At 66.9% G+C, this 24,886-nt stretch carries 30 protein-coding genes and 1 tRNA gene; 17 read left to right on the forward strand and 14 right to left on the reverse strand.

The genetic code is table 11. The annotated features are described in order from the left end of the window. From RIC54_RS19245 to RIC54_RS19260, 4 genes are all read left to right on the forward strand, one after another. A partial coding sequence (locus tag RIC54_RS19245; protein WP_350151339.1) for a transposase occupies window positions 1-128 on the forward strand: 128 nt, incomplete at its 5' end. Window positions 129-197: 69 nt separating this feature from the next. Then, on the forward strand, window positions 198-398 hold the full coding sequence (locus tag RIC54_RS19250; RefSeq protein WP_350095034.1) for a DUF3489 domain-containing protein: 201 nt from the start codon (window positions 198-200) through the stop codon (window positions 396-398). 2 nt (window positions 399-400) lie between these two features. Further along, entirely contained in the window at window positions 401-877 is a 477-nt protein-coding gene (locus RIC54_RS19255) for a DUF2924 domain-containing protein (protein WP_350093495.1), read from the forward strand. Then, window positions 870-2,573, forward strand: coding sequence for a recombinase family protein (locus RIC54_RS19260; protein WP_350093498.1), 1,704 nt, complete (start codon window positions 870-872; stop codon window positions 2,571-2,573). The genes RIC54_RS19255 and RIC54_RS19260 overlap by 8 nt, the downstream gene beginning before the upstream one ends. A gap of 212 nt (window positions 2,574-2,785) precedes the next feature. Here RIC54_RS19260 and RIC54_RS19265 read toward each other — a convergent pair. Next, window positions 2,786-2,859, reverse strand: a tRNA-Gln gene (locus RIC54_RS19265). Window positions 2,860-3,240: 381 nt separating this feature from the next. Between RIC54_RS19265 and RIC54_RS19270 the strand changes: the two genes are divergently transcribed. The 8 genes from RIC54_RS19270 (at window position 3,241) to RIC54_RS19305 (ending at window position 11,435) form a co-directional block, all read left to right on the forward strand. Continuing rightward, window positions 3,241-4,182, forward strand: coding sequence for a Ppx/GppA phosphatase family protein (locus RIC54_RS19270; protein WP_350093501.1), 942 nt, complete (start codon window positions 3,241-3,243; stop codon window positions 4,180-4,182). A 4-nt stretch (window positions 4,183-4,186) separates the two neighbouring features. Beyond that, window positions 4,187-4,942: an RlmE family RNA methyltransferase gene (locus RIC54_RS19275; protein ID WP_350093504.1), complete on the forward strand. Its 756-nt coding sequence runs from the start codon at window positions 4,187-4,189 to the stop codon at window positions 4,940-4,942. A gap of 110 nt (window positions 4,943-5,052) precedes the next feature. Further along, window positions 5,053-6,513 (forward strand): IMP dehydrogenase, encoded by a 1,461-nt coding sequence (guaB, locus tag RIC54_RS19280; RefSeq protein WP_350093507.1) that lies wholly within the window; start codon window positions 5,053-5,055, stop codon window positions 6,511-6,513. Between the two features lie 33 nt (window positions 6,514-6,546). Continuing rightward, window positions 6,547-7,893, forward strand: a complete 1,347-nt coding sequence (locus tag RIC54_RS19285; RefSeq protein WP_350093510.1) for an RsmB/NOP family class I SAM-dependent RNA methyltransferase — start codon at window positions 6,547-6,549, stop codon at window positions 7,891-7,893. A 58-nt stretch (window positions 7,894-7,951) separates the two neighbouring features. After that, a complete protein-coding gene (locus RIC54_RS19290) occupies window positions 7,952-8,527 on the forward strand; it encodes a GNAT family N-acetyltransferase (RefSeq protein ID WP_350093513.1) in 576 nt (191 codons plus the stop codon). 96 nt (window positions 8,528-8,623) lie between these two features. Further along, entirely contained in the window at window positions 8,624-10,171 is a 1,548-nt protein-coding gene (guaA, locus tag RIC54_RS19295) for a glutamine-hydrolyzing GMP synthase (RefSeq protein WP_350151336.1), read from the forward strand. A 278-nt stretch (window positions 10,172-10,449) separates the two neighbouring features. Continuing rightward, the gene (locus RIC54_RS19300) at window positions 10,450-10,818 is read left to right on the forward strand and encodes a YciI family protein (RefSeq protein ID WP_350093519.1); all 369 of its coding nucleotides are present in this window, start codon (window positions 10,450-10,452) and stop codon (window positions 10,816-10,818) included. Window positions 10,819-11,036: 218 nt separating this feature from the next. Next, window positions 11,037-11,435, forward strand: coding sequence for a DUF1801 domain-containing protein (locus tag RIC54_RS19305; protein WP_350093522.1), 399 nt, complete (start codon window positions 11,037-11,039; stop codon window positions 11,433-11,435). 68 nt (window positions 11,436-11,503) lie between these two features. Here the strand turns inward: RIC54_RS19305 and alkB are convergent, their stop codons facing one another. From alkB to RIC54_RS19340, 7 genes are all read right to left on the reverse strand, one after another. Then, window positions 11,504-12,157, reverse strand: a complete 654-nt coding sequence (gene alkB / locus RIC54_RS19310; RefSeq protein ID WP_350093525.1) for a DNA oxidative demethylase AlkB — start codon at window positions 12,155-12,157, stop codon at window positions 11,504-11,506. After that, window positions 12,157-12,798: a hypothetical protein gene (locus RIC54_RS19315; protein ID WP_350093528.1), complete on the reverse strand. Its 642-nt coding sequence runs from the start codon at window positions 12,796-12,798 to the stop codon at window positions 12,157-12,159. Before RIC54_RS19315 ends, alkB begins: the two co-directional genes overlap by 1 nt. Window positions 12,799-12,800: 2 nt before the next feature. Then, complete coding sequence (locus tag RIC54_RS19320; RefSeq protein ID WP_350093531.1) at window positions 12,801-13,607, reverse strand: DUF72 domain-containing protein; 807 nt, start codon at window positions 13,605-13,607, stop codon at window positions 12,801-12,803. Between the two features lie 201 nt (window positions 13,608-13,808). Then, on the reverse strand, window positions 13,809-14,606 hold the full coding sequence (locus RIC54_RS19325) for a cyclase family protein (protein ID WP_350093534.1): 798 nt from the start codon (window positions 14,604-14,606) through the stop codon (window positions 13,809-13,811). A gap of 14 nt (window positions 14,607-14,620) precedes the next feature. Next, window positions 14,621-15,181, reverse strand: a complete 561-nt coding sequence (locus RIC54_RS19330) for a CGNR zinc finger domain-containing protein (RefSeq protein WP_350093538.1) — start codon at window positions 15,179-15,181, stop codon at window positions 14,621-14,623. Window positions 15,182-15,211: 30 nt separating this feature from the next. Continuing rightward, window positions 15,212-16,132, reverse strand: a complete 921-nt coding sequence (locus RIC54_RS19335; RefSeq protein WP_350093541.1) for a hypothetical protein — start codon at window positions 16,130-16,132, stop codon at window positions 15,212-15,214. Continuing rightward, complete coding sequence (locus tag RIC54_RS19340) at window positions 16,129-16,344, reverse strand: DUF3126 family protein (RefSeq protein WP_350093544.1); 216 nt, start codon at window positions 16,342-16,344, stop codon at window positions 16,129-16,131. The genes RIC54_RS19335 and RIC54_RS19340 overlap by 4 nt, the downstream gene beginning before the upstream one ends. 151 nt (window positions 16,345-16,495) lie before the next feature. On the opposite strand from RIC54_RS19340, the gene RIC54_RS19345 reads away from it, so the two are divergent. From RIC54_RS19345 to RIC54_RS19355, 3 genes are all read left to right on the forward strand, one after another. Further along, complete coding sequence (locus RIC54_RS19345; RefSeq protein WP_350093547.1) at window positions 16,496-17,422, forward strand: nucleoside hydrolase; 927 nt, start codon at window positions 16,496-16,498, stop codon at window positions 17,420-17,422. 76 nt (window positions 17,423-17,498) lie between these two features. After that, window positions 17,499-18,311 (forward strand): hypothetical protein, encoded by an 813-nt coding sequence (locus tag RIC54_RS19350; protein WP_350093550.1) that lies wholly within the window; start codon window positions 17,499-17,501, stop codon window positions 18,309-18,311. A gap of 107 nt (window positions 18,312-18,418) precedes the next feature. After that, window positions 18,419-19,042 carry a LysE family translocator gene (locus tag RIC54_RS19355; RefSeq protein ID WP_350093553.1) on the forward strand — a complete coding sequence of 208 codons (624 nt, stop codon included), beginning with the start codon at window positions 18,419-18,421 and terminating at the stop codon, window positions 19,040-19,042. Window positions 19,043-19,048: 6 nt separating this feature from the next. On the opposite strand, the gene RIC54_RS19360 is transcribed toward RIC54_RS19355, so the two are convergent. The 6 genes from RIC54_RS19360 to RIC54_RS19385 form a co-directional block, all read right to left on the reverse strand. Then, window positions 19,049-19,939, reverse strand: coding sequence for a CAP domain-containing protein (locus RIC54_RS19360; RefSeq protein WP_350093556.1), 891 nt, complete (start codon window positions 19,937-19,939; stop codon window positions 19,049-19,051). Window positions 19,940-19,946: 7 nt separating this feature from the next. Further along, window positions 19,947-20,723 (reverse strand): SDR family oxidoreductase, encoded by a 777-nt coding sequence (locus RIC54_RS19365; protein WP_350093559.1) that lies wholly within the window; start codon window positions 20,721-20,723, stop codon window positions 19,947-19,949. Between the two features lie 98 nt (window positions 20,724-20,821). Then, complete coding sequence (locus tag RIC54_RS19370) at window positions 20,822-21,400, reverse strand: YbaK/EbsC family protein (protein WP_350093562.1); 579 nt, start codon at window positions 21,398-21,400, stop codon at window positions 20,822-20,824. Between the two features lie 21 nt (window positions 21,401-21,421). Continuing rightward, the gene (locus tag RIC54_RS19375; RefSeq protein WP_350093565.1) at window positions 21,422-21,706 is read right to left on the reverse strand and encodes a hypothetical protein; all 285 of its coding nucleotides are present in this window, start codon (window positions 21,704-21,706) and stop codon (window positions 21,422-21,424) included. A gap of 278 nt (window positions 21,707-21,984) precedes the next feature. Continuing rightward, complete coding sequence (locus RIC54_RS19380; RefSeq protein WP_350093568.1) at window positions 21,985-22,269, reverse strand: hypothetical protein; 285 nt, start codon at window positions 22,267-22,269, stop codon at window positions 21,985-21,987. A 91-nt stretch (window positions 22,270-22,360) separates the two neighbouring features. Then, entirely contained in the window at window positions 22,361-22,699 is a 339-nt protein-coding gene (locus tag RIC54_RS19385) for a DUF2794 domain-containing protein (RefSeq protein WP_350093571.1), read from the reverse strand. Between the two features lie 184 nt (window positions 22,700-22,883). Between RIC54_RS19385 and RIC54_RS19390 the strand changes: the two genes are divergently transcribed. Both RIC54_RS19390 and RIC54_RS19395 read left to right on the forward strand, forming a co-directional pair. Next, entirely contained in the window at window positions 22,884-23,522 is a 639-nt protein-coding gene (locus tag RIC54_RS19390; RefSeq protein WP_350093574.1) for a tetratricopeptide repeat protein, read from the forward strand. Between the two features lie 17 nt (window positions 23,523-23,539). Continuing rightward, complete coding sequence (locus RIC54_RS19395) at window positions 23,540-24,883, forward strand: outer membrane protein assembly factor BamB family protein (protein ID WP_350093577.1); 1,344 nt, start codon at window positions 23,540-23,542, stop codon at window positions 24,881-24,883. The last annotated feature ends 3 nt before the right edge of the window (window positions 24,884-24,886 follow it).

Consider the following 24,886-nt stretch of genomic DNA (forward strand, 5'->3'; position numbering starts at 1 on the left):
GCAACCTCATCGAGCACATGTTCGGCAGGCTCAAGGACTGGCGACGCATCGCGACACGCTACGACCGATGCGCACACACCTTCATGAGCGCTATCTGCATCGCCGCTACCGTCATCTTCTGGTTATGAGTCCTGAGCCTAGTCCCCGACGCGAAGGCTGCCGCCACAAGGCCTATCATCGACGGTGGTGCAAAGCAGATCACCGGCAAGCTCGGGGTCGTCGCCCAGGCGGTGGCTGCACCCGATGGGGCAATGCTGGAGGAGCTGACCGCCGCTACCGGATGGCAGCGGCACACCGTCCGCGCCGCTCTCACCCGGCTGCGGCAGCGCGGTATCGATGCCCGGTTGACGACGGTCGATGATCGCAAGGCCTATCGGGTCACTCCAGTGGTCACCTGACGATGTCGAGTCCGGATTTATCGAAGAGCCTCCATGCCATTGCCGGCATGGAGGTCTCGGCATTGCTGCAGGAGTGGAAACGGCTCTTCCGGCGTCCTCCGCCAGAGCGGATCAGCCGATCGCTGCTCGAACTTGGGATCGCCTGGAAGCTGCAGGAAGCGACGCTCGGCGGATTGAGCCGGGCAACGATCCGACGGCTCACGGGTAAGCCGGGTTCGGATGAAGGGGCCGGCCCCAACTTGGAGCCACGGTCGATCACCCTGAAGCCAGGCTCACGACTTGTCCGTGAGTGGCGCGGCGAGATTTACGACGTTCTGGTGGTCGACGGCGGCTACGAGTGGCGGGGTCAACGCTGGATCTCGCTGTCGGTGATCGCCCGAGAGATCACTGGGACCCGCTGGTCGGGGCCGCGCTTCTTCGGCTTGGAGAAGCCCAGGGCGAAGCGGCCAGCCGGTAGGGCGGAGGTGACCGATGTCTAATCGAGCAAGCCGCTGCGCGATCTATACCCGCAAGTCATCAGAGGAGGGGCTGGAGCAAGAATTCAACTCACTCGACGCTCAGCGTGAAGCCTGCGAGGCCTACATCGTCAGCCAGAAGCACGAGGGTTGGACCGCACTCTCGGCATACTACGACGACGGTGGGATCTCCGGCGGCACCATGGAACGTCCGGCCTTGCAGCGACTTCTGACCGATATCGCGGCAGGCAAGGTCGATGTGGTCGTGGTCTACAAGGTTGATCGTTTGACCCGCTCGCTCGCCGACTTCGCCAAGATCGTCGAGGCGTTCGACGCCAAGGGCGTCTCGTTCGTATCGGTCACCCAGCAGTTCAACACCACAACTTCCATGGGCCGGCTGACGCTGAACGTTCTGCTGTCATTCGCGCAGTTCGAGCGAGAGGTCACCGGTGAGCGCATCCGGGACAAGATCGCGGCGTCGAAGAAGAAGGGTATGTGGATGGGCGGGCGGGTCCCGCTTGGCTACGACCTGAAAGACCGGTCGCTGGTGATCAACCCGAACGAGGCCGCGACGGTGCGGCACATCTTCGAACGGTACGCATCGCTCGGTTCGGCGCATGACCTGAAGGTCGAACTCGACCGGGATGGCTATGTCAGCAAGCGCCGGGTCAATGAACATGGCCGAGAAACCGGCGGCCAGCCCTTCAGCCGGGGGGCGCTCTACCTGCTGCTGCAGAACCGGCTGTACCACGGCGAGATCGAGCACAAGGGCTCGGTCTACCCAGGCCAGCACGAGGCGATCGTCGATGATGAGCTTTGGGGTCGTGTTCAACTCGTCGTCGCCAGCAATCGGGTCGATCGCGAGATCGGGCTCGGGGCTGCTGCTCCGAGTGTCCTGGCCGGCCTGGTGTTCGATGAGGCGGGCGAACGTCTGACCCCGACCCATGCCAACAAGAAGGGAACGCGGTACCGATACTACGTCAGCAACAGCCTGGTGCGTGGAGACCGCTCAGGTGCCGGATGGCGCTTGCCCACCAGCGATCTTGAACGGCTGGTTGAAGACCGAGTGATCGCGTTCCTGTCGGATGAAGGTGCCGTCTACGACGCGGTTGCTCAAACGGTACCGGATCAAGGGATTCGCCGAGAGATCCTCTCGGCGGCGTCGGATTTGGCAACTCATTGGACAGACCTGATCGCCGGTCGGCGCCGGGCGATCCTGTCGACCCTCCTGGCTCGGGTTGTGATAACCCGCGACGGCGTCGACCTGATGCTCCGGCCACACGCTATCAAGGCCGCCGTCGACCCCAATCTCCAGGTGGCAAGGTCGACGGCATCCGACCGGGACGATCCAGCGATGCTGCTCCACGTCTCAGCCAAACTCAGGCGGGTTGGTATGGGCAACACCCTGGTGATCAATCGAGGAGAAGCCAAGAGCCGCAGCTCCGATCCGGTGCTCACGCGCTTGCTGACGAAGGCCTATCGATATCGGGAACTGCTGGTATCCGGCGAAGCCGGCTCAATGCAGGAACTGGCCAATCGGGAGGGCATCAGTCGGCCCTACGTATCAGCGTTCGTCCGGCTCGGGTTTCTGGCACCGGAGATCGTTGAGGCCATCATCCAAGGCGAGCAGCCTGAGAGCCTTACGGCCAAGCGCCTGCTGCAGTGCGCGTCGCTTCCTGCCGCATGGGCCGATCAGAAAGTGATGCTGGGCTTCCGCTGACTGAGCACCTGCCAAGTCACTTCCCAATCCGCAATCGCAACCCCGAACACCGGCCCCAGAGACTTTGCGGCCGCCCGGCGCCGAATAGCGTCACCAGATCAGTCTCTCGGTGACGCTCGCGCGGACGCCACTCCGCGAAGCCTCGGAAATGTCGGCGCTATTTGGCAGGGACGCCTAAGCAGGGAGCGGAGACCCGATCGGGCGAAGAAGAATGGCTGGGGGACCTGGATTCGAACCAGGGTTGACGGAGTCAGAGTCCGTAGTCCTACCGCTAGACGATCCCCCAGCGGATCGCGCGCCGTTCCTCGGAACGGGCGGTGTCATTATCACAACCTCGGTTCGCGATGCAAACGCTGAAAGAGCCACGGTTGTCGTACGAATCTTGGCGGGCTCGCGCGAAGGGGATGGCCGCATCGGCTCCCGGGCGGCTACACTGGCTGGGAAGCAGGTCCGCAAGGACCAACGAAGAAGAGCGAGGAACGGGATGACCACGGGGCTGGAAGGCCACCGTAGCACCCCGTCCCGGCGACGAACGCGACGGCTGGACAACGGCCGCGGCGAGGGAGCGACACCGAGGGACGGGTCGGCGGCACACGGGAATGCCGGCGGGGGAGCCTATCCGGGTGTCCGAGTGTCGGGGCGGCCGGATGCTGCGCGGAGCGGCGATGTGCTGGCGGCACTGGATCTCGGAACCAACAACTGCCGGCTGCTGGTGGCCCGCCCGGACGGGCGGGGCTTCAAGGTCATCGATGCGTTCTCGCGGATCGTCCGGCTGGGGCAGGGGCTCAGCCACTCCGGCCAACTGACCGAAGACGCCATCCAGCGGACCATCGAGGCGCTGGTGATTTGCGCCGCCAAGATGGATCGCCGGCGGGTCACCCGGTTTCGGGCGGTGGCGACCGAAGCGTGCCGGCGCGCCGGCAACGGCGGCGACTTTCTGAAACGCGTGGTCGAGCGGACCGGACTGGCGCTGGAGGTGATCAGCACCGAGGAAGAGGCGGCGTTGGCACTGGCCGGCTGCCGGCCGTTGTTCGACCCGGCCATCCCGGGCGCCCTGGTGTTCGACATCGGAGGCGGTTCGACCGAGATCGCCTGGCAGCAGACCGTACCCGGGGGCCTCAGGGTCGCGGCGGTATCGATGCCGATCGGGGTCGTCACCCTGGCCGAGCGGTTCGGCGGCGACCGGTTCACCGATGACGGCTATGAAGAGATGATCGCCGAGGTCGGGGGGCGGCTGCAGGCTTTCGAGCGCGAGCATGGGATTGCCGCCGCCGCCGCCGCCGGGCAGGTCCAACTCGTCGGCACCTCGGGCACCGTGACCACCCTTGCCGGGGTGCAGTTGGAGCTGACCCGGTATAAGCGCGACCGGGTCGACGGTGTGTTTCTGGACGTGCCGAACACCCTGGCGATCGGCCGGCGGTTGGCGGGCATGGATTTCGACGAGCGCGCGGCACACCCCTGCATCGGCCGGGAGCGCGCCGATCTGGTGGTGGCGGGCTGCGCGATTCTGGAGGCGATCTGCCGGGCTTGGCCGGTTCCGCGCTTGCGTGTTGCCGACAGGGGTGTGAGAGAAGGCATCCTATTTGGTTTGATGACGCAACGGAGTTGACGACATGGCAGGCGCAGGCGGCGGCAGCCGGCGACCAGGAGCCCGCGGACGAGGTGCGGCCGGGCGCGCGGCCGGCGGTGTCGGCGGTTCGCGGCAGGTGTTCGTGCGGGTCAAGACCGCGCGCGGCCGTACCGCGTCGTCACAGCGCTGGCTGGAACGCCAGCTCAACGACCCGTTCGTCGCGGAGTCCAAGCGCCTCGGCTACCGCTCGCGGGCGGCGTTCAAGCTGATCCAGCTCAACGAGCGCTTCAACTTCCTGCGGCCGGGCGCACGGGTCGTCGACCTCGGCGCCGCCCCCGGTGGCTGGACCCAGATCTCGGTCGACCGGGTCGGGGCGCCAGGCCGCGGCCTGGTGGTCGGGCTGGACATCCTGCCGGTCGAGCCGATCGCCGGCGCCACGCTGATCGAGGCCGACTTCATGGCCGGGGACGCGCCGCAGCAGATCAAGGCAGCGATCGGCGGTCCGGTCGACGTGGTGCTGTCCGACATGGCGGCCCAGACCACCGGCCATCCCCAGACCGATCACCTGCGGATCGTCGGCCTGTGCGAGGCGGCGTTCGAGTTTGCGCTGGAGGTTCTGGCGCCGGAGGGTACGTTCGTCGCCAAGGTGTTTCAGGGCGGCAGCGAGACGGCGATGCTGGCCCGGATGAAGCGGGCGTTCAAAGTGGTGCGCCACGCCAAGCCACCGGCCAGCCGGGCCGAGTCGGCGGAGACCTACGTGGTGGCGACCGGCTTTCGCGGCGAGCCCGAGGCCGGCTGATTCCGCAGCGTTCCGGGCTATGCAGTGAGCGCATAGCCGGTCATCGAATGGCCGCTTGGCTTCCGAGGGGCGCGGTGTATAGTGCGCCGCCACCGGTACTCGGAGGCACCATGGACATCCGCGACGCGCTCACTTTCGATGACGTCCTTCTAGAGCCCGCTCGCTCGAACGTCCTTCCCGCCCAGGTCGACACCCGAACCAAAGTCACGCGAACCATCGAGCTTGGCATCCCGTTGATGTCGGCGGCGATGGACACCGTGACCGAAAGTCGTCTGGCGATCGCCATGGCCCAGGCCGGCGGGATAGGCGTCGTGCACAAGAATCTCGATGTCGCCGCCCAGGCGAACGAGGTGCGGGCGGTCAAGAAGTTCGAGGCGGGGATGGTGATCAACCCGCTGACCATTCATCCCGAAGCGACACTGGCCGAGGCGCTCGATCTGATGCAGCGCCACGGCATCAACGGTATCCCGGTGGTCCGCCGCCGCGACCGCCGTCTGGTCGGCATCCTCACCCATCGCGACGTGCGCTTCGCCAAGGAGATAAGCCAGCCGGTCCGCGACCTGATGACCAAGCGGGTGATCACGGCGCGCGAGGACGTATCGGCCGACGAGGCGCGGGAACTGCTGCACAAGCACCGCATCGAGAAGCTGCTGGTGGTCGACGACGACCGGCGCTGCGTCGGGCTGATCACCGTCAAGGACATGGAGAAGGCGCACAACTACCCGAACGCCACCAAGGACGAGAAGGGGCGTCTGCGGGTGGCGGCGGCCACCGGGGTCGGGCGCGACGGCATCGCACGGGCTGAGGCGCTGATTGACGCCGGTGTCGACATCGTGGTGGTCGACACCGCCCACGGCCACTCCGAGGGTGTGCTGGGCTCGGTCGCCGAGATCCGCAAGCTTGCCAACTACACCCAGATCATCGCCGGCAACGTCGCCACCGCCGGCGGCGCGCGGGCGCTGATCGACGCTGGCGCGGACGCCGTCAAGATCGGCATCGGACCCGGCTCGATCTGCACGACCCGGATGGTCGCGGGCGTCGGTGTGCCGCAGCTGACCGCCATCGTCGACGCCGCCCGGGTCTGCCAGGAGGCGGGCGTGCCGTGCATCGCCGATGGCGGCATCAAGTATTCCGGCGATCTCGCCAAGGCGATCGCCGCCGGCGCGAACTGCGCGATGATCGGCTCGCTGCTGGCCGGAACCGATGAGAGTCCGGGCGAGATCTACCTGTACCAGGGACGGTCCTATAAGGCGTACCGTGGCATGGGTTCGCTCGGCGCGATGGCCCGCGGTTCGGCCGATCGGTACTTCCAGGAAGAGGTTCGCGACAGCCTGAAGCTGGTTCCCGAAGGCATCGAGGGACAGGTTCCGTACAAGGGCTCGACCGGGCAGGTGGTGCATCAACTGGTCGGGGGCCTGCGGGCCGCCATGGGCTACACCGGAAGCGCCTCGATCGCCGACCTGCAGGCCAACGCCAAGTTCCTGCGAATCTCCAGCGCCGGGCTGCGCGAGAGTCATGCCCATGATGTGACGATTACCCGCGAAGCGCCGAACTACAGACCTAACATGTGACGCAAAAGTCACGTCACAAGAGATTGATTTAAAATGAGAGATGGACCCCGCCTTGCGGCGGTGATCGAGGTTCTTGAAGCGATCGGCGCGACCGATCGCCCGGCCGACCGTGTGCTCGATCGATACTTGAAGGATCGCCGCTATATCGGCAGCGGCGACCGCGGGATGATCGCCAACCGGGTGTGGGCGGTGCAGCGGCGGCGTGCCCGCCTGGACTGGTGGATTCACAAGGCCGGCAAGGGGTTGCAGCGCGACGCTCGCGGCCGGGTGTTGGCTGACGTGGCGCTGATCGACGGTGCCGACGTCGCCCGGATTGCCGAACTGTTCGACGGTTCCCGCCACGCGCCGACGGCCGTGACCCGAGACGAGAGCGATGCGTTACGCCGGCTGGTGGGCCGATCCCTGGATCACCCCGACATGCCGCCGGCGGTGCAGGCTGAATGCCCGAACTGGCTGTGGCCGCGGATGCAGGCGGTGTTTGGCGACGATGTCGACCTCGCGGTCCGCACCCTCGGCGAGGAAGCCAGCTTCGACCTGCGGGTCAATCCGCTCGCCGGGGCCGGCCGCCCCGCAGTGATCGCCGAACTTGCGGTCGCCAGCGTGCCGGCCGAGCCGACGCCGCTGTCGCCGCTCGGCCTGCGCCTCGATCGCCGACGCCCGGTGGACCGGATGCCGGCGTTCAAGGATGGCCGGATCGAGGTGCAGGACGAAGGCTCGCAGATCGCCGCCGCCCTGGTCGGCGCGCAACCCGGCCAACTGGTGGTCGACTACTGCGCCGGGGCCGGTGGCAAGTCGCTGGCGTTGGCCGCCGACATGGCGAACAAGGGCCGGCTGCTGCTGTTCGATGTCTCCAAGTCGCGGCTCGACCGGGCCGCGGTGCGGCTGCGCCGGGGCGGGGTGAACAACGCCGAGCGGCGGCCGCTGGTCGAGGGCGACAAGTCGGTCAAGCGGCTGGCCGGCAAGGTCGACCGGGTGCTGGTCGATGCGCCGTGCACCGGCACCGGCACCTGGAGGCGCAATCCCGACGCCAAGTGGCGCTATGACGCCGACGCGCTGGCCGAGATCACCAAGGTGCAGCGCACGATCCTGGAACGGGCCGCCGCCCTGGTGAAGCCGGGCGGCCGGCTGGTGTACGTCACCTGTTCGGTCCTGACCGACGAGAACGAGCAGGTGGTGGACGGATTCCTGGCTGAGACCACGTCCTTCAAGGCGCTGCCGGTGGCCGAGGTGTGGGCGGCGACCGTCGGCGCGAGTGGCGGCGGCGCGTGTCCGTCGGACGGCGCGTATCTGCGGCTCAGCCCGCACCGCCACGGCACCGATGGGTTCTTCGTCGCGGTGCTGGAGCGGGGCTACAGCCCGGGGTCGGTGGACAGCGCCTGACCGTGGTGCCTAGACTTCCCTGGAGCCGTCGCGAACCGGCGGCGCCCAGGAGGAGCCGATGGCCGAGTACGAAGTTACGATCCGGCCCGTTGAACCGGGAGATGCGCTGGGGTTGTCCCGGGTCCAGATCGACACGTGGCGGGATGCCTATGTCGGCGTGCTGCCGGACGACACCCTGCTCGACCTCGACGAGATGCGCGCGGCGGTCCGCTGGACCCGGATCGTCGGCACCCTGAAAGCGCCGGAGGTTGTGGCGGTCGCCGACTATGACGGCCGCATCGTGGGCTTCTGCCACGGCGGGCTGGGCCGCAAGACCATTTCCGACGTGATCGACCGCGACGGGTCGGTGGCCGAGGTCTACGCGATGTACGTCGACCCGAGCTTCCAGGGCCTCGGCCTCGGCCGGGCGCTGCTGGCGGACGTCGCCCGCCGGCTGATCAGCCACGGTTTCGAATCGCTGGTGCTGACCACCCTGGCCGACAACCGGCACGGCCGGCGCTTCTACGAGCGGATCGGCGGTGCGGTGGGCGACGCGATTCCCTCGATCGTGGTCGGTTCGCCGGCCGAGCAGGTGCCGTATTTCTGGCCGGACATGGAACGGCTGGTCCAGCGACTCGACGCGCCGGCTGCGTAGGGCGGTTTGCCGCGGCGCCGGTGCGCCTTGGTGCTTGCCGCTGCGGCCCCCTTCGGGTAGCGTCCCGCGCTTCTCAGACCCGCCCGGTGCTGCCCCATGACCGACCGCGTCCTCATCCTGGATTTCGGCAGCCAGTTCACCCAACTCATCGCCCGCCGGGTGCGTGAGAACGGCGTCTACTGCGAGATCTTCCCGTGCACCGTCGACCCGTCGCGGATCACCGAGTTCGGTGCCAAGGCGGTGATCCTGTCCGGCGGCCCCGCGTCGGTGTTCGGCGAGGGCTCGCCCCAGGCGCCGATGCTGGTGTTCGAGCTTGGCGTGCCGGTGCTGGGCATCTGCTACGGCGAGCAGTTGATGTGCCACCAACTCGGCGGCCGGGTCGATCCGTCCGACGAGCAGGAATTCGGACGCGCCGAACTGACCGTCACCGGCGAATGCGCGCTGTTTGACGGCCTGTTCGCCCCCGGCACGGTCGAGCCAGTGTGGATGAACCATGGTGACAGGGTGATGGCGCTGCCGCCGGGCTTCCGGGTGGTAGGCACCAGCGGCAACGCGCCGTTTGCGGCGATCGCCGACGACGCGCGCCGATTCTACGGCGTGCAGTTCCATCCGGAGGTCGTGCACACCCCCAGCGGGGCCAAGCTGCTGCGCAACTTCACCCACGGGGTGGCGGGGCTGGCCGGCGACTGGACCATGGCGGCGTTCAAGGACCAGGCGATCGCGCGGATCCGCGAGCAGGTCGGCGACGGGCGGGTGATCTGCGGCCTGTCCGGCGGTGTCGACTCCTCGGTGGCGGCGGTGCTGATCCACGAGGCGATCGGCGACCAGCTGACCTGCGTGTTCGTCGACCACGGCCTGCTGCGTGCCGGCGAGGCCGAGGATGTGGTCCGGATGTTCCGCGACCACTACAACATCCCGCTGATCGCCCGCGACGCCAGCGACCTGTTCCTGGGCGAACTCGACGGCGTCGACGACCCGGAGCTGAAGCGCAAGACCATCGGCCGGCTGTTCATCGACGTGTTCCAGCAGGAGGCCGACAAGATCAAGGATGCCCGCTTCCTGGCCCAGGGCACCCTGTACCCGGACGTGATCGAGAGCGTGTCGTTCACCGGCGGCCCGTCGGTCACCATCAAGTCGCACCACAACGTCGGCGGCCTGCCGGAGCGCATGAACCTGAAGCTGGTGGAGCCGCTACGCGAGCTGTTCAAGGACGAGGTCCGCGACCTTGGCCGCGAGCTCGGCCTGCCGGAGGTCCTGGTCGGCCGCCATCCGTTCCCAGGGCCGGGCTTGGCGATCCGGGTTCCGGGCGCGATCACCCGCGACAAGCTGGACATCCTGCGCAAGGCCGACACGATCTATTTGGACGAGATCCGCAAGGCCGGGTTGTACGACGTGATCTGGCAGGCCTTCACCGTGCTGCTGCCGGTGCGCACGGTCGGCGTGAAGGGCGACGCCCGCTCCTACGACTATGCCTGCGCGCTGCGGGCGGTGACCTCGACCGACGGCATGACCGCCGACTACTACCCGTTCGAGCACGACTTCCTGCGCCGGGTCTCGACCCGCATCGCCAATGAGGTGCGCGGCATCAACCGGGTGACCTACGACATCACCTCCAAGCCGCCGGGTACGATCGAGTGGGAGTGACGGGTGACGGCGGCGGAGCAGTAGTTTAGGCGGCCTGTCACTTGCCCGTTTCGCCTGCCCCGGTTCCAACTGGTCGGTGTCTGCTCCCTTGACGGGCTCGTAAGCCCTCTCTGCGCCTGCCCATGGGGTATTGCCGCCGCGACTCCTGACACGGGCGGTGGTGGGCGTCCTGTGTCCCTCCGGTCAGAAAATCTCCTGAGTGATGTCGGCTCCGGACGGTCCCGTACGTCGTTCCGGCATCAGGCCATTGCGGCCGGCTGGAACAAAGGAGACCGATGATGCGTGTGATGGTGCTCGTGAAGGCCACCGAGGACAGCGAGAAGGGCTTCTCGCCCACACCCGAGGCGCTTGAGATGCTCAAGGCTATGGGCCGATTCAATGATGAACTGGTCAAGGCCGGCATCATGCAGGCCGGCGATGGCCTGAAACCATCCTCGCAGGGCAAGCGGATTGCGTTCGATGGCTCAAGCCGCACGGTCATCGACGGCCCCTTCGCGGCGACCCGGGAGCTGGTCGCCGGCTTCTGGCTGTGGGACGTCAAGGACATGGACGAGGCGGTCGCCTGGGTGAAGCGCTGCCCCAGTCCCATGCCGGGACCCAGCGAGATCGAAATCCGCCCGCTGTATGAGATGGCCGATCTGCAGTGAGGGCCTGATGCCGGAGAGGACCAGAGGAGTTCCGGTCGATCGCCGCGCGTCGCGAGGCGCGCGGCTTCGCTCCCCAGCAGATCTGGGCAAAAACGCGGCCGCCCGGGTAGCCAGGCGCGGGTGGCCGCGTTTACGTTCCGGTCCTGGGTCGGATTTGGACTCGGACGCATGGACGGCCGGCGCGACGGGATAAACTCAGGCCAGGTGAACGAGACACCATGAGCAAGACCGGATCTCAATCAGACAGAACGCCTTCGCAACTGATCGATGACCGGATCGGCGAACTGGGTGACTGGCGAGGCGAGATGCTCGCCCGGCTCCGCGCCCTGATCAAAGAAGCTGATCCCGAGGTAGTCGAGGAGTGGAAGTGGCGTGGGGTTCCCGTGTGGCACCACGGCGGCATGATCTGCACCGGCGAGACCTACAAGAAGGTTGTCAAGATGACGTTCGCCAAGGGGGCCGCGCTGGACGACCCGTCCAGCCTGTTCAACGCCAGCCTGGAGGGCAACACCCGGCGCGCCATCGATTTCCGCGAGGGCGAGCGGATCGACGAGGACGCCTTGAAGGCGCTTATCCGTGCCGCCGTCGCGCTGAACGGAGGCCGCGCCGGCGGTTGATCCCGCAGATGGTGCCGGCCGAACGCGCGTCGGGACGTCGAGCCTTGTGAACGACTGACACGACCGCTTCACATCGCCCGTCTCAGGGTCAGATTGAATCGCGTCCGCCCGGTTGCCGGATGCTCGCCGTTCCGCAAGGTCAGCACCCCGTGGTGGTGCAGCCGCGCTGCGCCGCCCCACACCACCACGTCGCCGTGGGTCAGTGGGACCTTGGCCACCGGATCGGCGCGGTTGGGGCCACCAAACTGGAAAGTCGCGGGCAGGCCGAGCGAGACCGAGACGATCGGATGGGCGTAGTCGCGCTCGTCCTTGTCCTGGTGCAGCGACAGCCGGGCGCCCGGTTCATAGCGATTGATCAGGCAGGCGTCGGGGACGAAGCCGGGGAAACCGGCCTCGGCCGCCGCGGCATCGGCCAAGTTCAGGAACACTGCCGGCATGGCGGGCCAGGGTGCGCCGGTCTGCGGGTCGTCGGCGGTGTAGCGGTAGCCCTTGCGGTCGGTCATCCAGCCGGCGCTGCCGCAATTGGTCATGGCGACCGACATCTGGAAGCCGCCGGGCGTGACCATGCGCCGGAACGGGGCAGCATCGGCGACGGTCCGGATGGCGGAGAGCAGAGCTTCGGCCACCGGCAGCGCCCGGCCGCGCAACAGGACCGCATCTTCCGAAAGCGCTACGCGGACCGCGCCGTCGATTGCCGATGCGTCGAACAGGTCGCCGGTCACTACGGTGCCTCCAGCCCGGCGCTGGGGTGCAGGACCGGATGGTATCCGGCGGCCAAGGCGGCGACGGTCGAGGGCGGAGTAATCAGGCGGTCGAACACCGGTGCCGTACTTGCTTCCCGGTAGCCATCCGGGGTCCAGCGCAGTGTCCGCCGCCCAGTGACAAGGAACGCTTCGGCACCGGCCGCAACCACGGTGCCGTCCGGCAGATCCGCTGCTGGGCCGGGCAGCGGGTGCAGGCGCTTGGCGCGATGCTCGACCCGCTCGCCGTGCAGAGCCGCGTCCATGGCCGGCGCCCGCGCAGGTTCGCACCGGTTGCCGGCCGCCCAGGCCGCCTGGAACGCCCGTGCGTTGGCCCGCCGGCAGTAGAAGCAGGGGCGATGCCCGGCGGCCAGCGCCGTCGCCTCGTCGAGGAAGAACAGCTCAGTCCAGCTTCGTCGGGCCATCACCTCGCGGCGGCGGCCCCTGAACTCGCAGACGCAGATGATCCACGCCTTGCTGGTCCAGCGCCGGGACAACAGGGTGCGGGTCGTAGGGTCGTGGATGATCCCGCGGTTGCCGGTGAAGGTGCCGCGCTGCGGAACCGCCACGATGTCGCCGAAGGGCGTGACCCGGTTCTGCAGCGGCCGGCGGTCGGGCGGCACGACTAGCCCAGCCGTTCGATCAGTGCGGTCGCCGCGGCCGGATTGCGCTCCTTGAACCCGCTGATGACGTACAGGAACACATCGCGGCCGGCCGGGTGCTGTATCGATGGGGCTACGCTGTCCAGATCATCCGGGATCTCCCCTGCCGCCCAACGGCGCGCTCGACCGGCCCAGGCGTCGAGGGCGGCCGGAGAGTATCCGGTCTCCTCGGTCTCGGCCGTGCCCATGATGCGGGCGTAGACGAAATCCGCGGTGGCGTCGGCGATCTGTGGGTATTTGGAATCGGCCGCGGTGATGACCGCCACGCCATAGTCGCGTGCCAGGTCGATGAACTCCGGTGTGCGGAAACTGTCGTGCCGCACCTCGACCGCGTGCCGCAGCGCGCGACCGTCGAGCGATTTTGGGAGCAGCTTCAGGAAGCCCTCGAAATCGGCGGGATCGAACTGCTTGGTGGCAGCGAACTGCCAGTTGATGGGACCGAGCTTGTCCTTCAGCTCCAGCACGCCGCCGGTCAGAAACCGTTCGACCGACGCGCCACCCTCGGCCAGCACCCGCCGGTTGGTCGCGTAGCGCGGTCCCTTGAGCGCGAAGACGAAGCCGTTCGGCGTCTCATCGTGCCATTTGGCAAAGGTCTCCGGCTTCTGGGAGCCGTAGAAGGTGCCGTTGACCTCAATGGTGGTGAGCTTTTGGCTGGCGTACTCCAACTCGCGCTTCTGGGTCAGCCCGTCAGGGTAAAATGTTCCGCGCCAGGGCTCGAACGTCCACCCTCCGATCCCGACCCGGATCCGCTGCTTTGCTTCGCTCGACACGATTCACGCTCCCGACTCTCTCGATTGCCCGATATTCATGTAGGCCCGTTGGAGCGGTTTGACACTCCGGCGCTTGCGCTGACTGGGACCGTACCGGTTGATTGCTGACAACGTGCCGTCAGTAGTAGACGGGCTGACCACCCCCGGTCGTGGCCACCCGCCAGGCCCGCCGACCTTCGTGTTCTCCCGCGAACCGCTGGTCTAGCCGGGGTCGAGGCGCGCGTGGGCACGGACCGGGAAGGTGCCCGTTCCCGCAGCCCTGGGCGGAACCGCCGAGAAGCGGAAGCCATCGATCGGCAGCCTGTCCAGACCGGTCAGGTGCTCGACGACCGGGATACCGGCTGCCAGAAGCACGGAGTGCACGGGCCGGCCGGACCCTGACGTGTCGTCGATGCTGAGGGAGTCGATTCCGACGAGAGCCGCACCCTGGTCGCGCAGATACCGCGCCGCCTTCTCTGTCAGGAAGGGGTGGCCTTCGAAATAGCGATCGGTGCGCCAGTGGACGTCCCATCCGGTGTTCACCAGCACGGCGCGTCCGCGCAGGTCGGTGGCCGCGAAGGCCTGCCAGTCGACGGCCCGGCCGTCGATTCCGGACAACTGGAGCACGACACCGGGAAGATCCGCGACCAAGTGGAGCGCGATGCCGGGCAGGTCGGTGCCATCGGGACTTCGGCCGCGTGGCGTGGCGAGACACGTACCGACGTTCGCCGGCGTTGCATCTTCTACGGCGTGGCTGAGGTCGATGAACACCGCACCGCCGTCTCGCGACGATAGGTGTTCGACAGTCGGGGATCGCTTGTGCCGCTCCTCGATGATCCGTTTGTTGAGGATGCGGGCCGTGCCGACCATCAGGAGGCGAAGATCGCGAATCACGAACGCAGCGAGTGCATCGTCGTCGATGCTGTCCCCTTCAATGTCCAGGCGAAAGCCTTGCCCCTGGATGCCGCCGCCGTTTGAAAACGCGATGTCGAAGTCAAAGCATACCCGATGGTCCACCATGCGACCGGCCTCCGTCACTCTGGCTGGAGGTGTTTGGCGCGGTGCCGGCGCACCTTCGCCCGGTTGCCGCAGCCGGTGGCGGACGAACACCATCGCCGTTTTCCGGGGCGCGACGTGTCGACGAACATCATTGCGCACTCCGGACAGATCCGGATGCGCTGTCTCGAAGAGCCGGTGAGTATCGCGATGGCGTCGGCAGCCAGGGTCGACAGGGCGGCCTCGATCGGACGCTTGGCCTGCAGGACCACGGTTGCGCCTTCGATCCGTGGCCGAAGCGGTGGTTGCTGCGCGTGCCGGTTGATGCAGGCGATGTCGGCCGGATCGAACGGAGCGCCGCCGACCGCCGCCATCCCGCACCGGTAGATCGCTTCGCGCAGTTCCCGCGTCTGCAGGAGGTCATCAGGCGATGCCGGTCGCGCGCCGCCGGTGTCCAGGCCGGCTGCCTTCAGCCAGATGTCGAGATCGGTCGGTTTGCGAAGCCGGTCCGTTGCCAGACGACCGCGGTCCGCGACGGTATCGACGAAGCACAGGGCGGGAGTGCCGGCGATGAATGCGAAGTTGGGTTCAATGAGCATGTAACCAGTATAAAAGGTTACATGCTCGATTCAAGCATTGAGGCTCGGGGGCGGTGCGCCTTGATCGATGGGGCGGAAATCGACGTTCGGATACTGAGCGTAGAGCGCACGCACCAGGGCCTTGTCCGCGTCCGACAGGGTGTTGCCCAGATTGATCTGGCTGTGGGCGTCGGGGGGCAGTTTGGCAAGCTTCTCGGCGAGTTCCCCGCGCAGCAGCCGGTGCCCCCGCTCCTCAAGGCGGTCGACCAGAAAGCCGGGCCAGTCTTCGTGGACGTCTTCCCATCGGTAGACGGTACAGCGACCGGCGGTTTGCTCGATCGACCAGGTTCCATGGAAGTCGACCAACTGAGCCGCCATCCGAAGCACCAGGATCCGTCGACGCGCCTGCGGGTCCAGAGCGGCCAGCCGATAACCGGGCGCGACCGCGGGGTCGGTGCGGTCATCCGCGTAGCTGGCGATCGTGTCGAAGATGTCGCGGACCAGCACGATCGGGCGGACGGCGAGAGCTGCCAGACAAGCCCGGAACCGGATACTCGCGATCAGGTGGGAGCGGACCAGCGACCGGCTGCGAAGCTCGCGGATACCGATGCTGAGGTCAAATCCGGCTTCCCGAGCCGTGTTGCCGGGATAGACGCTGCCGCGCCGCAGCCCGAGTGACTCCACCAGAACCGTCTCGGCGGCGGCCGTTGGAACGCGCGGAAAGGTGTTGAGCAGCAGGACCGTGTCCGGCGGGGTTGCCGGATAGCCGATCAGCTTGGCGGCCAGTGGTCGAAGCTCGTCGGCCCATGGAAGATTGGCCAGTACCTGCTCAAAGAAGCCGACATCCAGGACCACCGGTCGCTCGGCCAGCCTGCGTTCCAGCAGGGCGCGGTAGGCGGCCGGCGATGACTGCGCCGCTGCCGCCCGCTCTTCGGCGAACAGCGCACGCAGGTCGCGCTGCGCTGCGCTCACAGACCCTCAAGGTCGATGTCGAGCATGGTCATCTGGAAGTGGAAACAGGTCTCACCATCTTCGACGTCCTTGTAGACGACACCGAGAAACTCGTCGTCCAGCATCACTTCGACGGAATCGGTCTTCTTCTCCCGTCGGATCAGGCCGATGCGCGGGTTGGCGAACCGCTTGCGCATATAGGTCTGGACCTGGGCGATGTCGGTCGGCGTCACGGTCGTTCTCCCCGGAATGTGGTGTGAGGGTCCCGGCTTATCCCAAGCGCGCCGGCCGGCGCAACCGCGAACGCATTCGGCGGACACGGAAGATGACGGCGCGGCTTGAGGTGGATATGGTCCCGCACTCATCAAGTTTGGAGCCCGCAAGGTGACGGATCCACGCCCCCTCTTGATCGACTGCGACCCGGGTATCGACGACGCCATCGCCCTGCTTCTGGCGTTCTCGATGACGGAGGCGCTGCACGTGACCGCGGTTACGGCGGTTGCCGGGAACGTTCCGCTTGCGAACACGTCCCGCAACGCCTGCCGGGTTCGTGGACTGGCCGGCCGGCCGGAGGTTCCGGTCTTTGCAGGTTGTCCGCGACCCCTGGTAGCCCAGCCATACTTCGCGACCGAGGTACATGGCGCCGATGGACTCGGCGGAGTCCCGTTGCCGGGCGAGCCGGGTGGGCTTGCGGCCCAGCACGGTGTCGACGCCATTGTCGAACAGCTTGCAGCCCGACCGGGCCTTGCGATTGCGGCGGTCGGTCCGCTGACAAATGTCGCTGTTGCCCTGGTAAAGCGCCCGGATGTTGCGGAACGCGTTGGAAAGCTGGTGATCATGGGGGGCGGCTTGGCGATCGGGAATGTCACCCCGGCTGCCGAGTTCAACATCTTCGCCGACCCCGAGGCTGCGCGCACCGTGATCGAGGCCGGACTGCGGCCTGTTCTGGTGCCGCTCGATGCTACGCACCAGGCGCCTGTAACGGCCGCCGCAATCGAGGAACTGGCGGCATGCGGCGACGGAGTTGCCCCGCAAGCCGCGGCGATGCTGCGGGCCTATCATGGCAACGTCGGAACGGAGCGGCCGGGCGCCTACGTGCACGATGCCATGGCGGTGGCCGTGCTGATCTGGCCGGAGCTGTTCGACCTTCGTCCGGTGCGGCTTTCGGTGGTGACGGATGCCGGACCCGAGCGCGGGCGAACGGTCGCCGACTTTGCATCCCGGGAACCGAATGCCGATGTGATTGTTGAACTCGACGCTGACGCCTTCCTGAACCGGTTGCTGGAACGGTTGCGTTCGTTCCCCAGGTGACCCGCGCGATGTTCCTTGCCATCCTGGTCGTATGCCGATCCTAGAAACCGTCCTTGCCGGTGGGGCAGTGCCTGTCGTGGCGACGATCGCGGCGGCACTGCTGGTCCGTCTGATTGGCGGTCGGTCGGTCGGGGCCCGGGCTGCGGCGGTCGGTGTGCCGATCGGGTTGATTGCCGCCTACGCCGTCGTTCCTGGGTGGCCGTGGGCGCCACCGACCGATCCATTCGACCAGCTGGTCTGGCTGGCGGTTGGTGGTGGGCTGCTGGGGCTGGCCATTGATCTGGCGACTCCCGGCCGACTGATTGCAACGATTGTCGCTGCGGTCTGGCCGGCCATCGGGCTCGCCTGGTTGGGAGCGGCGCTGCTGCTGCACGGCAATGGCAATGATCTCTACAGGTTCGGTGAGGTCTCGGTGGTGCTGGGACTGATCCTGGTGCGGTTGTACCGGCTGTCCGGCGATGGGCTGTCCGGTCCGCTCACCGCGGCAGTCATCGCCGCCGGCGTTGCGGCCTTGGGCTTGCTGTCCGGAGTGCCGGGACTTGCGGTCGTGGGCGTGCCGCTCGCTGCGGCTTGGATCGGCTGGCTGGCGTGCAACTGGCCGAAGCGCCGTTTTCCGTTCGGTGCCGCCGGCCTGCTTGGGGGTTCGGGAGTGGCGCTGGTGCTGGCCGGCCACGCGGCCCTCCTGACCCCGGTGAATGCATCGCTGGTGCTGCTTGTCCTGGCGGCGGTCCTGATGCAGCCGGTGATGCCTTTCCTGGCCGGACGTCTGCCTGGCCTCCGCGCTCCGGCTGTACGACCGCTGGCAACCGCCGCATTCGTTGCCATCCCCGTGATCGCGGCAGGGTTATTGGCCTGGCTCGCGCCGAACCTGATCCCGTCCCTGTACTGAACGGTCAGCGAAGCGGATGCCGGAAGCCGTTCGCGACAGGGCAATGGTGCAACAAGAGCACTCCTGTAGAGTCCCGTGAGCACCTTGAGCGGCAACAAGAGGGTTCGATGACACTGGAAACCTGGATCGCGTTTGCAGCGCTGGAGACCGTTCTGTGTCTGATTCCAGGACCCGCGGTTCTGTTCGTCCTGGGGCAGGGTCTGGTGCAAGGCCCGCGGTCCGCTGTTGCCGCCAGCGTAGGCATCCTGTCGGCAAACGCCGGGTACTTCGCTGTTTCCGCAACCGGCCTGGGGGCGCTGTTGCTGGCGTCCTACGAGGTGTTCTTCGCGATCAAGTGGCTGGGCGTCGCCTATCTGGTCTGGCTCGGCCTGCGTGCGTTGCTGGCAAGGCCGGAAGCGCTGGCGGTTGAGCGCAGCAAGCCGGCCAGCGTCTGGCGGGTGCTGCGGCGTGGCTTCCTGGTCCAGGCGGCAAACCCCAAGACGATCCTGTTCTTCGGCGCCCTGCTGCCGCAGTTCATCGATCCCACGGGCGACGTAGTGGCACAGATGCTGATCCTCGGTGTCACGTCGGTCGTCGTCGAGTTCGTCGTCCTGGCCGTCTATGGTGGCCTCGCGGGACGCCTGCGGCAGGTCGCGACCCGGCCGGCGGTCGCGCTGTGGTTCGAACGCGTCGCCGGCGGTTTGCTGATCACTGCCGGCCTCGGCATGGCGGCGATCCGGCGTGCGGACTGACAATCGTTACCGGCGGCGGCCGAAGACCGCTACCCAGATGTGGCGGAAGCTGCGCGTCGGCTCGTCGATCGGCCCCGGCAGGTAGCCGATCCCGACGTCCCGCAACGCCGGATCGTACAGGATCCGGGCGTGACCCGGACTGTCCGTCCAACCCCGTACGACCGCATCGGCGGTGTCCTGTCCGGCGGCGAGGTTCTCACCGATCTTTTGAAAGCGATAGCGGTGTCGATTGACACGGTCGTCGAGCTCGATCCCTTCGGGCGACCGGTGCTCGAAGAATCCGTTCGATACCATGTCCCGGGCGTGGTCCATGGCGGCCCCGGACAACGCCGGCTCCGGTTGGACTGCCGGCAGGCCGCGCTGGCCCCGCGCCCGGTTGATCGCCTCCGCCAGTTGCTTGAACGGCTCCGTCACTGGCTTGAACCGGGTCTCGGACAGCACCAGCAGCCACGCGTGGGTGATGGTCGTGTGGCTGGTGGAGTCCGTATAGGGGCCCGCTGCGTGGGCGATGCCGACCTCGCCCAGGTCCGGATTCATGAGCAGGGTGTGGGTCGCGTCGGTACCGAGCAGGCTTTCGATCAGCAGCCGGGCATCCGGATAGCCTGCGGTCAGCAGCAGCCGGCTGACTGCAGGCACGTATCCGGCTCCAACGAAGTGGTCTCGGAACGCTGCGGTGCCGGGCGGCTCCAGCTTGAAATACTGGCGCCGGACCATGTCCACGGTATGAGCCTGCGCGGACGCTGTCAGTTCGTGCCGTTCGATGACCGGTAGAAGCCCACGCTCGATCCGGGCGGCGTTCAAGGCGACGAGCGCTTCGTTGACAGAATCGGCGATGGCGGATGTCGCTGCAGAGGCAACGACCGCCAAGCCGATCAGCCAGACGAAACAGCTCCGCATCGCCGGCTCAGGCGAGACCTTCCAGCCCGGCGTCGACGCTCAGCGATTGTCCGGTGATGCGCCGGCCCGCGTCGGAGCACAGGAACAGGATCTGGTGGGCGATATCCGACGCGGTCACGAATGACTTGAGGTGCGTGCCCGAGGTCATCTGGTCGCGCATGGCGTTCTCGGAGATCCCCCCGGCTTCGGCCTTGGCCCGGATGACCCGGTCGATGCGGGCACCCTCCACCGGCCCGGGCTGGATGCAGTTCACCCGGATGCCGTGCCTGCCAAGCTCCATGGCACAGGTCCGGGTGAAGCCGACGATGCCGAACTTGGCGGCCGAGTAGGGGCTGCGCATCGGGAACGCGAACTTGCCGGCAGCCGAGGACAGGTTGACGATGCTGCCGCCGCCGGCGGCCTTGAGCGCTGGAACGGCTTTGCGGGTGCCGAGGAACGCACTGGTCAGATTGACGGTCAGGCAGGCGGTCCAGTCTTCCAGCGCGACCTCTTCCACCGGAGCGGTCGGCCCTGCAGTACCGGCGTTGTTGACCATGATGTCGAGCCCGCCGAGCTGGTCGATGGCGGAGTCCAGGAAGCCGTCCAGGGCCGTCGCGTCCCCCACATCGCAGATCGAACCGGCGAGGCCAGGGATGTTCGCCTTGGCGGATTCCAGGGCGTCGGAATCGAGATCACAAATCACGATCCGGGCGCCGGCGGCGGCGAACAGTTCGGCTGTCCGGCGGCCAATTCCGGCGCCGCCCGCGGTGATGATCGCGCGCTTGCCAGTCAGGTCCAACTTCATGAAGGCATCTCCCGGTCAGAATGTTGCGGGTGACGATAACCGTCAGCCACGCCGACCGGCAATCTCCGGTATTCATCGACCGGGTTCGGTCCGCTGATTCAGGCGTCGTTGCCGAAGCGATCCCGGATCTTGCTGCGCATTTCCTCGATGTCGTTGCTGCTCATCAGCAGGCCGGCCAACACGAACGCGAACGACAGGCCGATGGCCGACATCGTGGCGCCAAGTCCCCAGGCCGGCCCGTAGGTCCGCCAGATGTGGACGATGCCGTACCAGAAGGCCGCGAATGCCATGACCGAGGCCAGCAGGAGGAACCCGATCCGCAGGCACAGGCCGCCGATGCGGTTGGCTGACATCAACTCCCGCATCGAGGCCGAGGCTTCGGCCTCCCGAATGGCTCTGAGGATGCGCTTGCGCGCCACCTTGGCCCAGTCCGAGTAAGCCATGCCTGTACTGCCGTCGAGCCGGCCCGGGTTGAGGATCGCTTCCTTGAGCGCATCGACGATCTCATCGGCCCGCTCGTCGGCGGAACGACGCCGAAGGCTGGGAAACAGAGGTTCCTCGTCGTTGCTGCCGGCTGGGGCGCCGAACGGACCCGGTCCGTCCGGGATTGCGCCGGCGGGACGGGACGGCCCCCGGTTGATCGGTGTCGACGTGGACGAAACAGTCGGTCGGCGCATGCGTCGCTCAGCGGTCATGGGTCAGGCTTGGCTCCGGATGAGCCGCTCCTGAAAGTACCGGTTCAGCGTCGATATGGCGACGGTGTCGAGCCGCTCGAAGGTCAAGCCGAGAGAGCGCGAGTCGGCGTCCACCCGATGCACCTTCCCTTCGGTGCGAAACAGGGCGCCGGGACCGGCCGTCGGCACCAGGATGCGAAGCGAGGCCACGTCGCCGGGCGCCAGGGGCCCTGCATAGTCGACAACCCGAACGCTGCTCGGGCTCCAGTCGCCGATCGCATAGGGGGTGTTGCCAATGACAACGGTCATCGGAGCGTCGATCCGTCGATCGCGCCGACGGTCGATTTGCCGGCGTCCGGCCTTCACAGTGCGTTGCATGGCGGAGGCGCCTCCGTTCGAGGGTTGCGAGGACGGGTCGCTTCAGGAGCGAACCATCCGGATCGGTCTGCAACCGACGTGCCGGATTGTCGGGTCTTGAAAACCGTCGATTCGAGAGTTCTCGTGTGGGTCCGGACGCCGCCGCTGACCAGACGCAATTTCCCGTCGGCAGATTTTGCCCTGCGGACCGGAATCAGGGCGATTCTGTGCTAACCGGCGGCCGCCTGCCGTTCGGCGACGTCAGCCTGCCAGGCCGGCCGGGTGGCGACGTCCTTGGATCCGCAGGAACGGCAGCGCATGCGGGTTCCGATCTCCGGCACCGGGAAGTCCAGGCCAAGCTGCGCAACCAGTATCCCGATCGGCGTTTCGGCGCTGTGGCTGCAGCGGTTGCACCAGCAATGCACCCCGACCCTGCCGTGCATCAGATCGATCAGCCGCGTCGCTTCAATTCCATGATCGTCCCGCTCGATCAGTTCACGCTTCATCCGTCCCATGGCACGATCGCCTGTTGTCGTTATCTGGAACGAGAACATAACAGGAACATTTACTGCGTGCAAGAACGCCGCGCGCATGCCTTGCGGCGCGTCAGCCGGTGACCAGGCGCGGAAGCTTGTCGAAGGTCAGGAGCAGGTCGCGCAGATTCTGCGTGGTCTTGAGTCGCTTCGGCCCGTTGAACAGCGTATAGCTCGGCCGCCGATGGCCGCGTGGCAGGGTTTTGGCCACTGAGTATAAGGGGCGTTCATGGGTGTGCCGAAAGATCGAGAACAGCACCATGTCGTCGAGTTGATCGAGCGCGTAGTCGCGCCATTCGCCGGCCGCAACACGGCTTGAGTAGAGCGACAGGAGCTGGCCCAACTCACCGCGTGTGAAGAAGAAATGTCCGACGGATTTCCGGTCTCTTTGGAGGCGGATCAGATTGTCCATCAGGCGGATCGAATCTCCCGTTCGTGTCGCGTCAAGGAATGAGTTTTCCTGAATTCGTCGCTGGGGTAAACCCCACCGACGTCGGCATCGGTGCCGTGCGTTTGATTTCAAGGGAGCGCCCCGCTACGGTGGCGCGCCCGCAGCCAGCGGTGGCCGGGCCGGCCACCGATCAGGAGACCAGATCGTGGCCGAGATTTTCCGCGAGATCGACGAGGAACTGCAGCAGGAGCGTGCCGCAAAGCTTTGGCAGCGGTACGGCGGTTGGCTGATCGCGGCCGCAGTGGGCGTGGTGCTGGCGGTTTCCGGTAACGTCTTCTGGACGCGCTACAGCGCGCAGCTCAAGGCGGAGATGGGCGACCGCTACGAAGCGGCATCGGAACTGGTCGTGTCCGGCAATCCCAAGGATGGCGCCCAGGCATTTGCGGCTCTCGCCGACGACGCCGGTGCCGGGTATGCCACGTTGGCGCGGCTTCGCGAGGCCGCCGCCCTTGCCACGGCCGGCGATACCGAGGCCGCGATCATCGTGTTCCGCAAGGTTGCTGCCGACGCCAAGCCGCCCTACGCGGATCTGGCGAGGCTGCGCGCGGTCCGGCTCGGGATCGACACCGGCGATACGGCGGGTTTGTTGAGGGAACTCGCGCCGGTGCTGGCGTCGGGAAATCCCTGGCGTCCGCTGGCGATGGAAACCGAGGCGGCGATCCACTTGCAGGCCGGGGACACCAGCAAGGCGCTGGCGATCTACAAATCCTTGGCTGACGACGCGTCGACGCCAAGCCAGCTCCGTGCGCGAGCGACCGAGATGGTCCGCGCGCTCGGCGACTGATGATCGGACACTCCGTAATGCTCAACCCACGCCGACTGGTTCACCGTCTAGCGCCGATCGGCGCGCTGTTGATCGTTGTTATGCTGACAGCGTGCGGATCCGGCGGCTTCTTCGGTGAAGATGAGGGAGCGCCGCTGCCGGGGGACCGCATCCCCGTGCTGACCGGCGATGACCTGATCAAGGCGGATGAATCGATCGCTTCACTGCCGGTGATCCTGCCGCCGCCGCACCAGAATCCCGACTGGAGTCAGTCGGGAGGAAATGCCTCCAAGAGCATGGGGCATCTGGCCGCCGCCGAAGTGCTGCGCGAGGCCTGGTCGGTTTCGATCGGATCCGGCGGCGACGACGAGGCCGCGCTGCTGTCACAGCCGATCATTGCGGGTGGCCGGGTCTTCACGCTGGATTCGGAAGCCGATCTGTCGGCTCTGGACCCGCGTGACGGTCGCACGCTGTGGAGCAAGGACCTGCGTACGGGCGACGACGAATCGGTGTTTGCGGGCGGAATCGCGTCTGATGGCGAAAAGGTCTACGCCGCCACCGGTGTCGGCGAGGCCATGGCGTTGTCGGCCGAGGATGGACGCGAGATCTGGAGGGTTCGTCTGTCCGGACCGGTCCGTGGCGCACCGACGGTCGCCAACGGTCAGGTCTATGTCGTGACGTTGGAGAACCGGGCCATCGTGCTGTCGGCCGACGATGGCCGGCGGCTCTGGGAGCATCAGGGCATCAACGAGGTGGCCGCGCTCCTCGGAGGTGCCGCGCCGGCGGTATCGGGTTCGACGGTTCTGGCACCGTATTCGTCCGGTGAGCTCTATGCGCTGCTGGCCCAGAACGGCCGCGTGGTGTGGGTGGAGAATCTCTCCAGTGCCCGAACCATGGACGCGATCTCGCGGCTCGCCGATATTCGCGGCAACCCGGTCATCGACCGCGACCTGGCGTTTGCCGTCAGCCACGCCGGGCGGATGGCGGCGGTCGATGTCCGGACAGGCGCGCGGGTATGGGAGCGGCAGATCGGCGGCGTTCACATGCCGTGGGTGGTCGGTGATTTCATCTACGTCCTTGGAATAAACGGCGACGTCGTGGCCATGTCTCGGCGTGACGGCCGGATCCGCTGGGTCCATCGCCTGCCGCCGTTCGAGGACATGGAGGACCGTGAGGATCCGATCCAATACTCGGGTCCGGTGCTGGTCGGCGACCGGCTGCTAGTTGGCAGTTCGGATGGGTTTGTCTACGCAATCTCGCCGTACACCGGTGAACTGCTTGGCCGGATCGATATCGGTTCGGCGATCTTCGTGTCGCCGGTGGTGGCCGACGGAACCGTCTACATTCTGAGCGATAACGGCACGCTCCACGCGTACCGCTAGGGA

The organism is Thalassobaculum sp., from assembly GCF_040219215.1.
Taxonomy (GTDB): Bacteria; Pseudomonadota; Alphaproteobacteria; order Thalassobaculales; family Thalassobaculaceae; genus Thalassobaculum_A.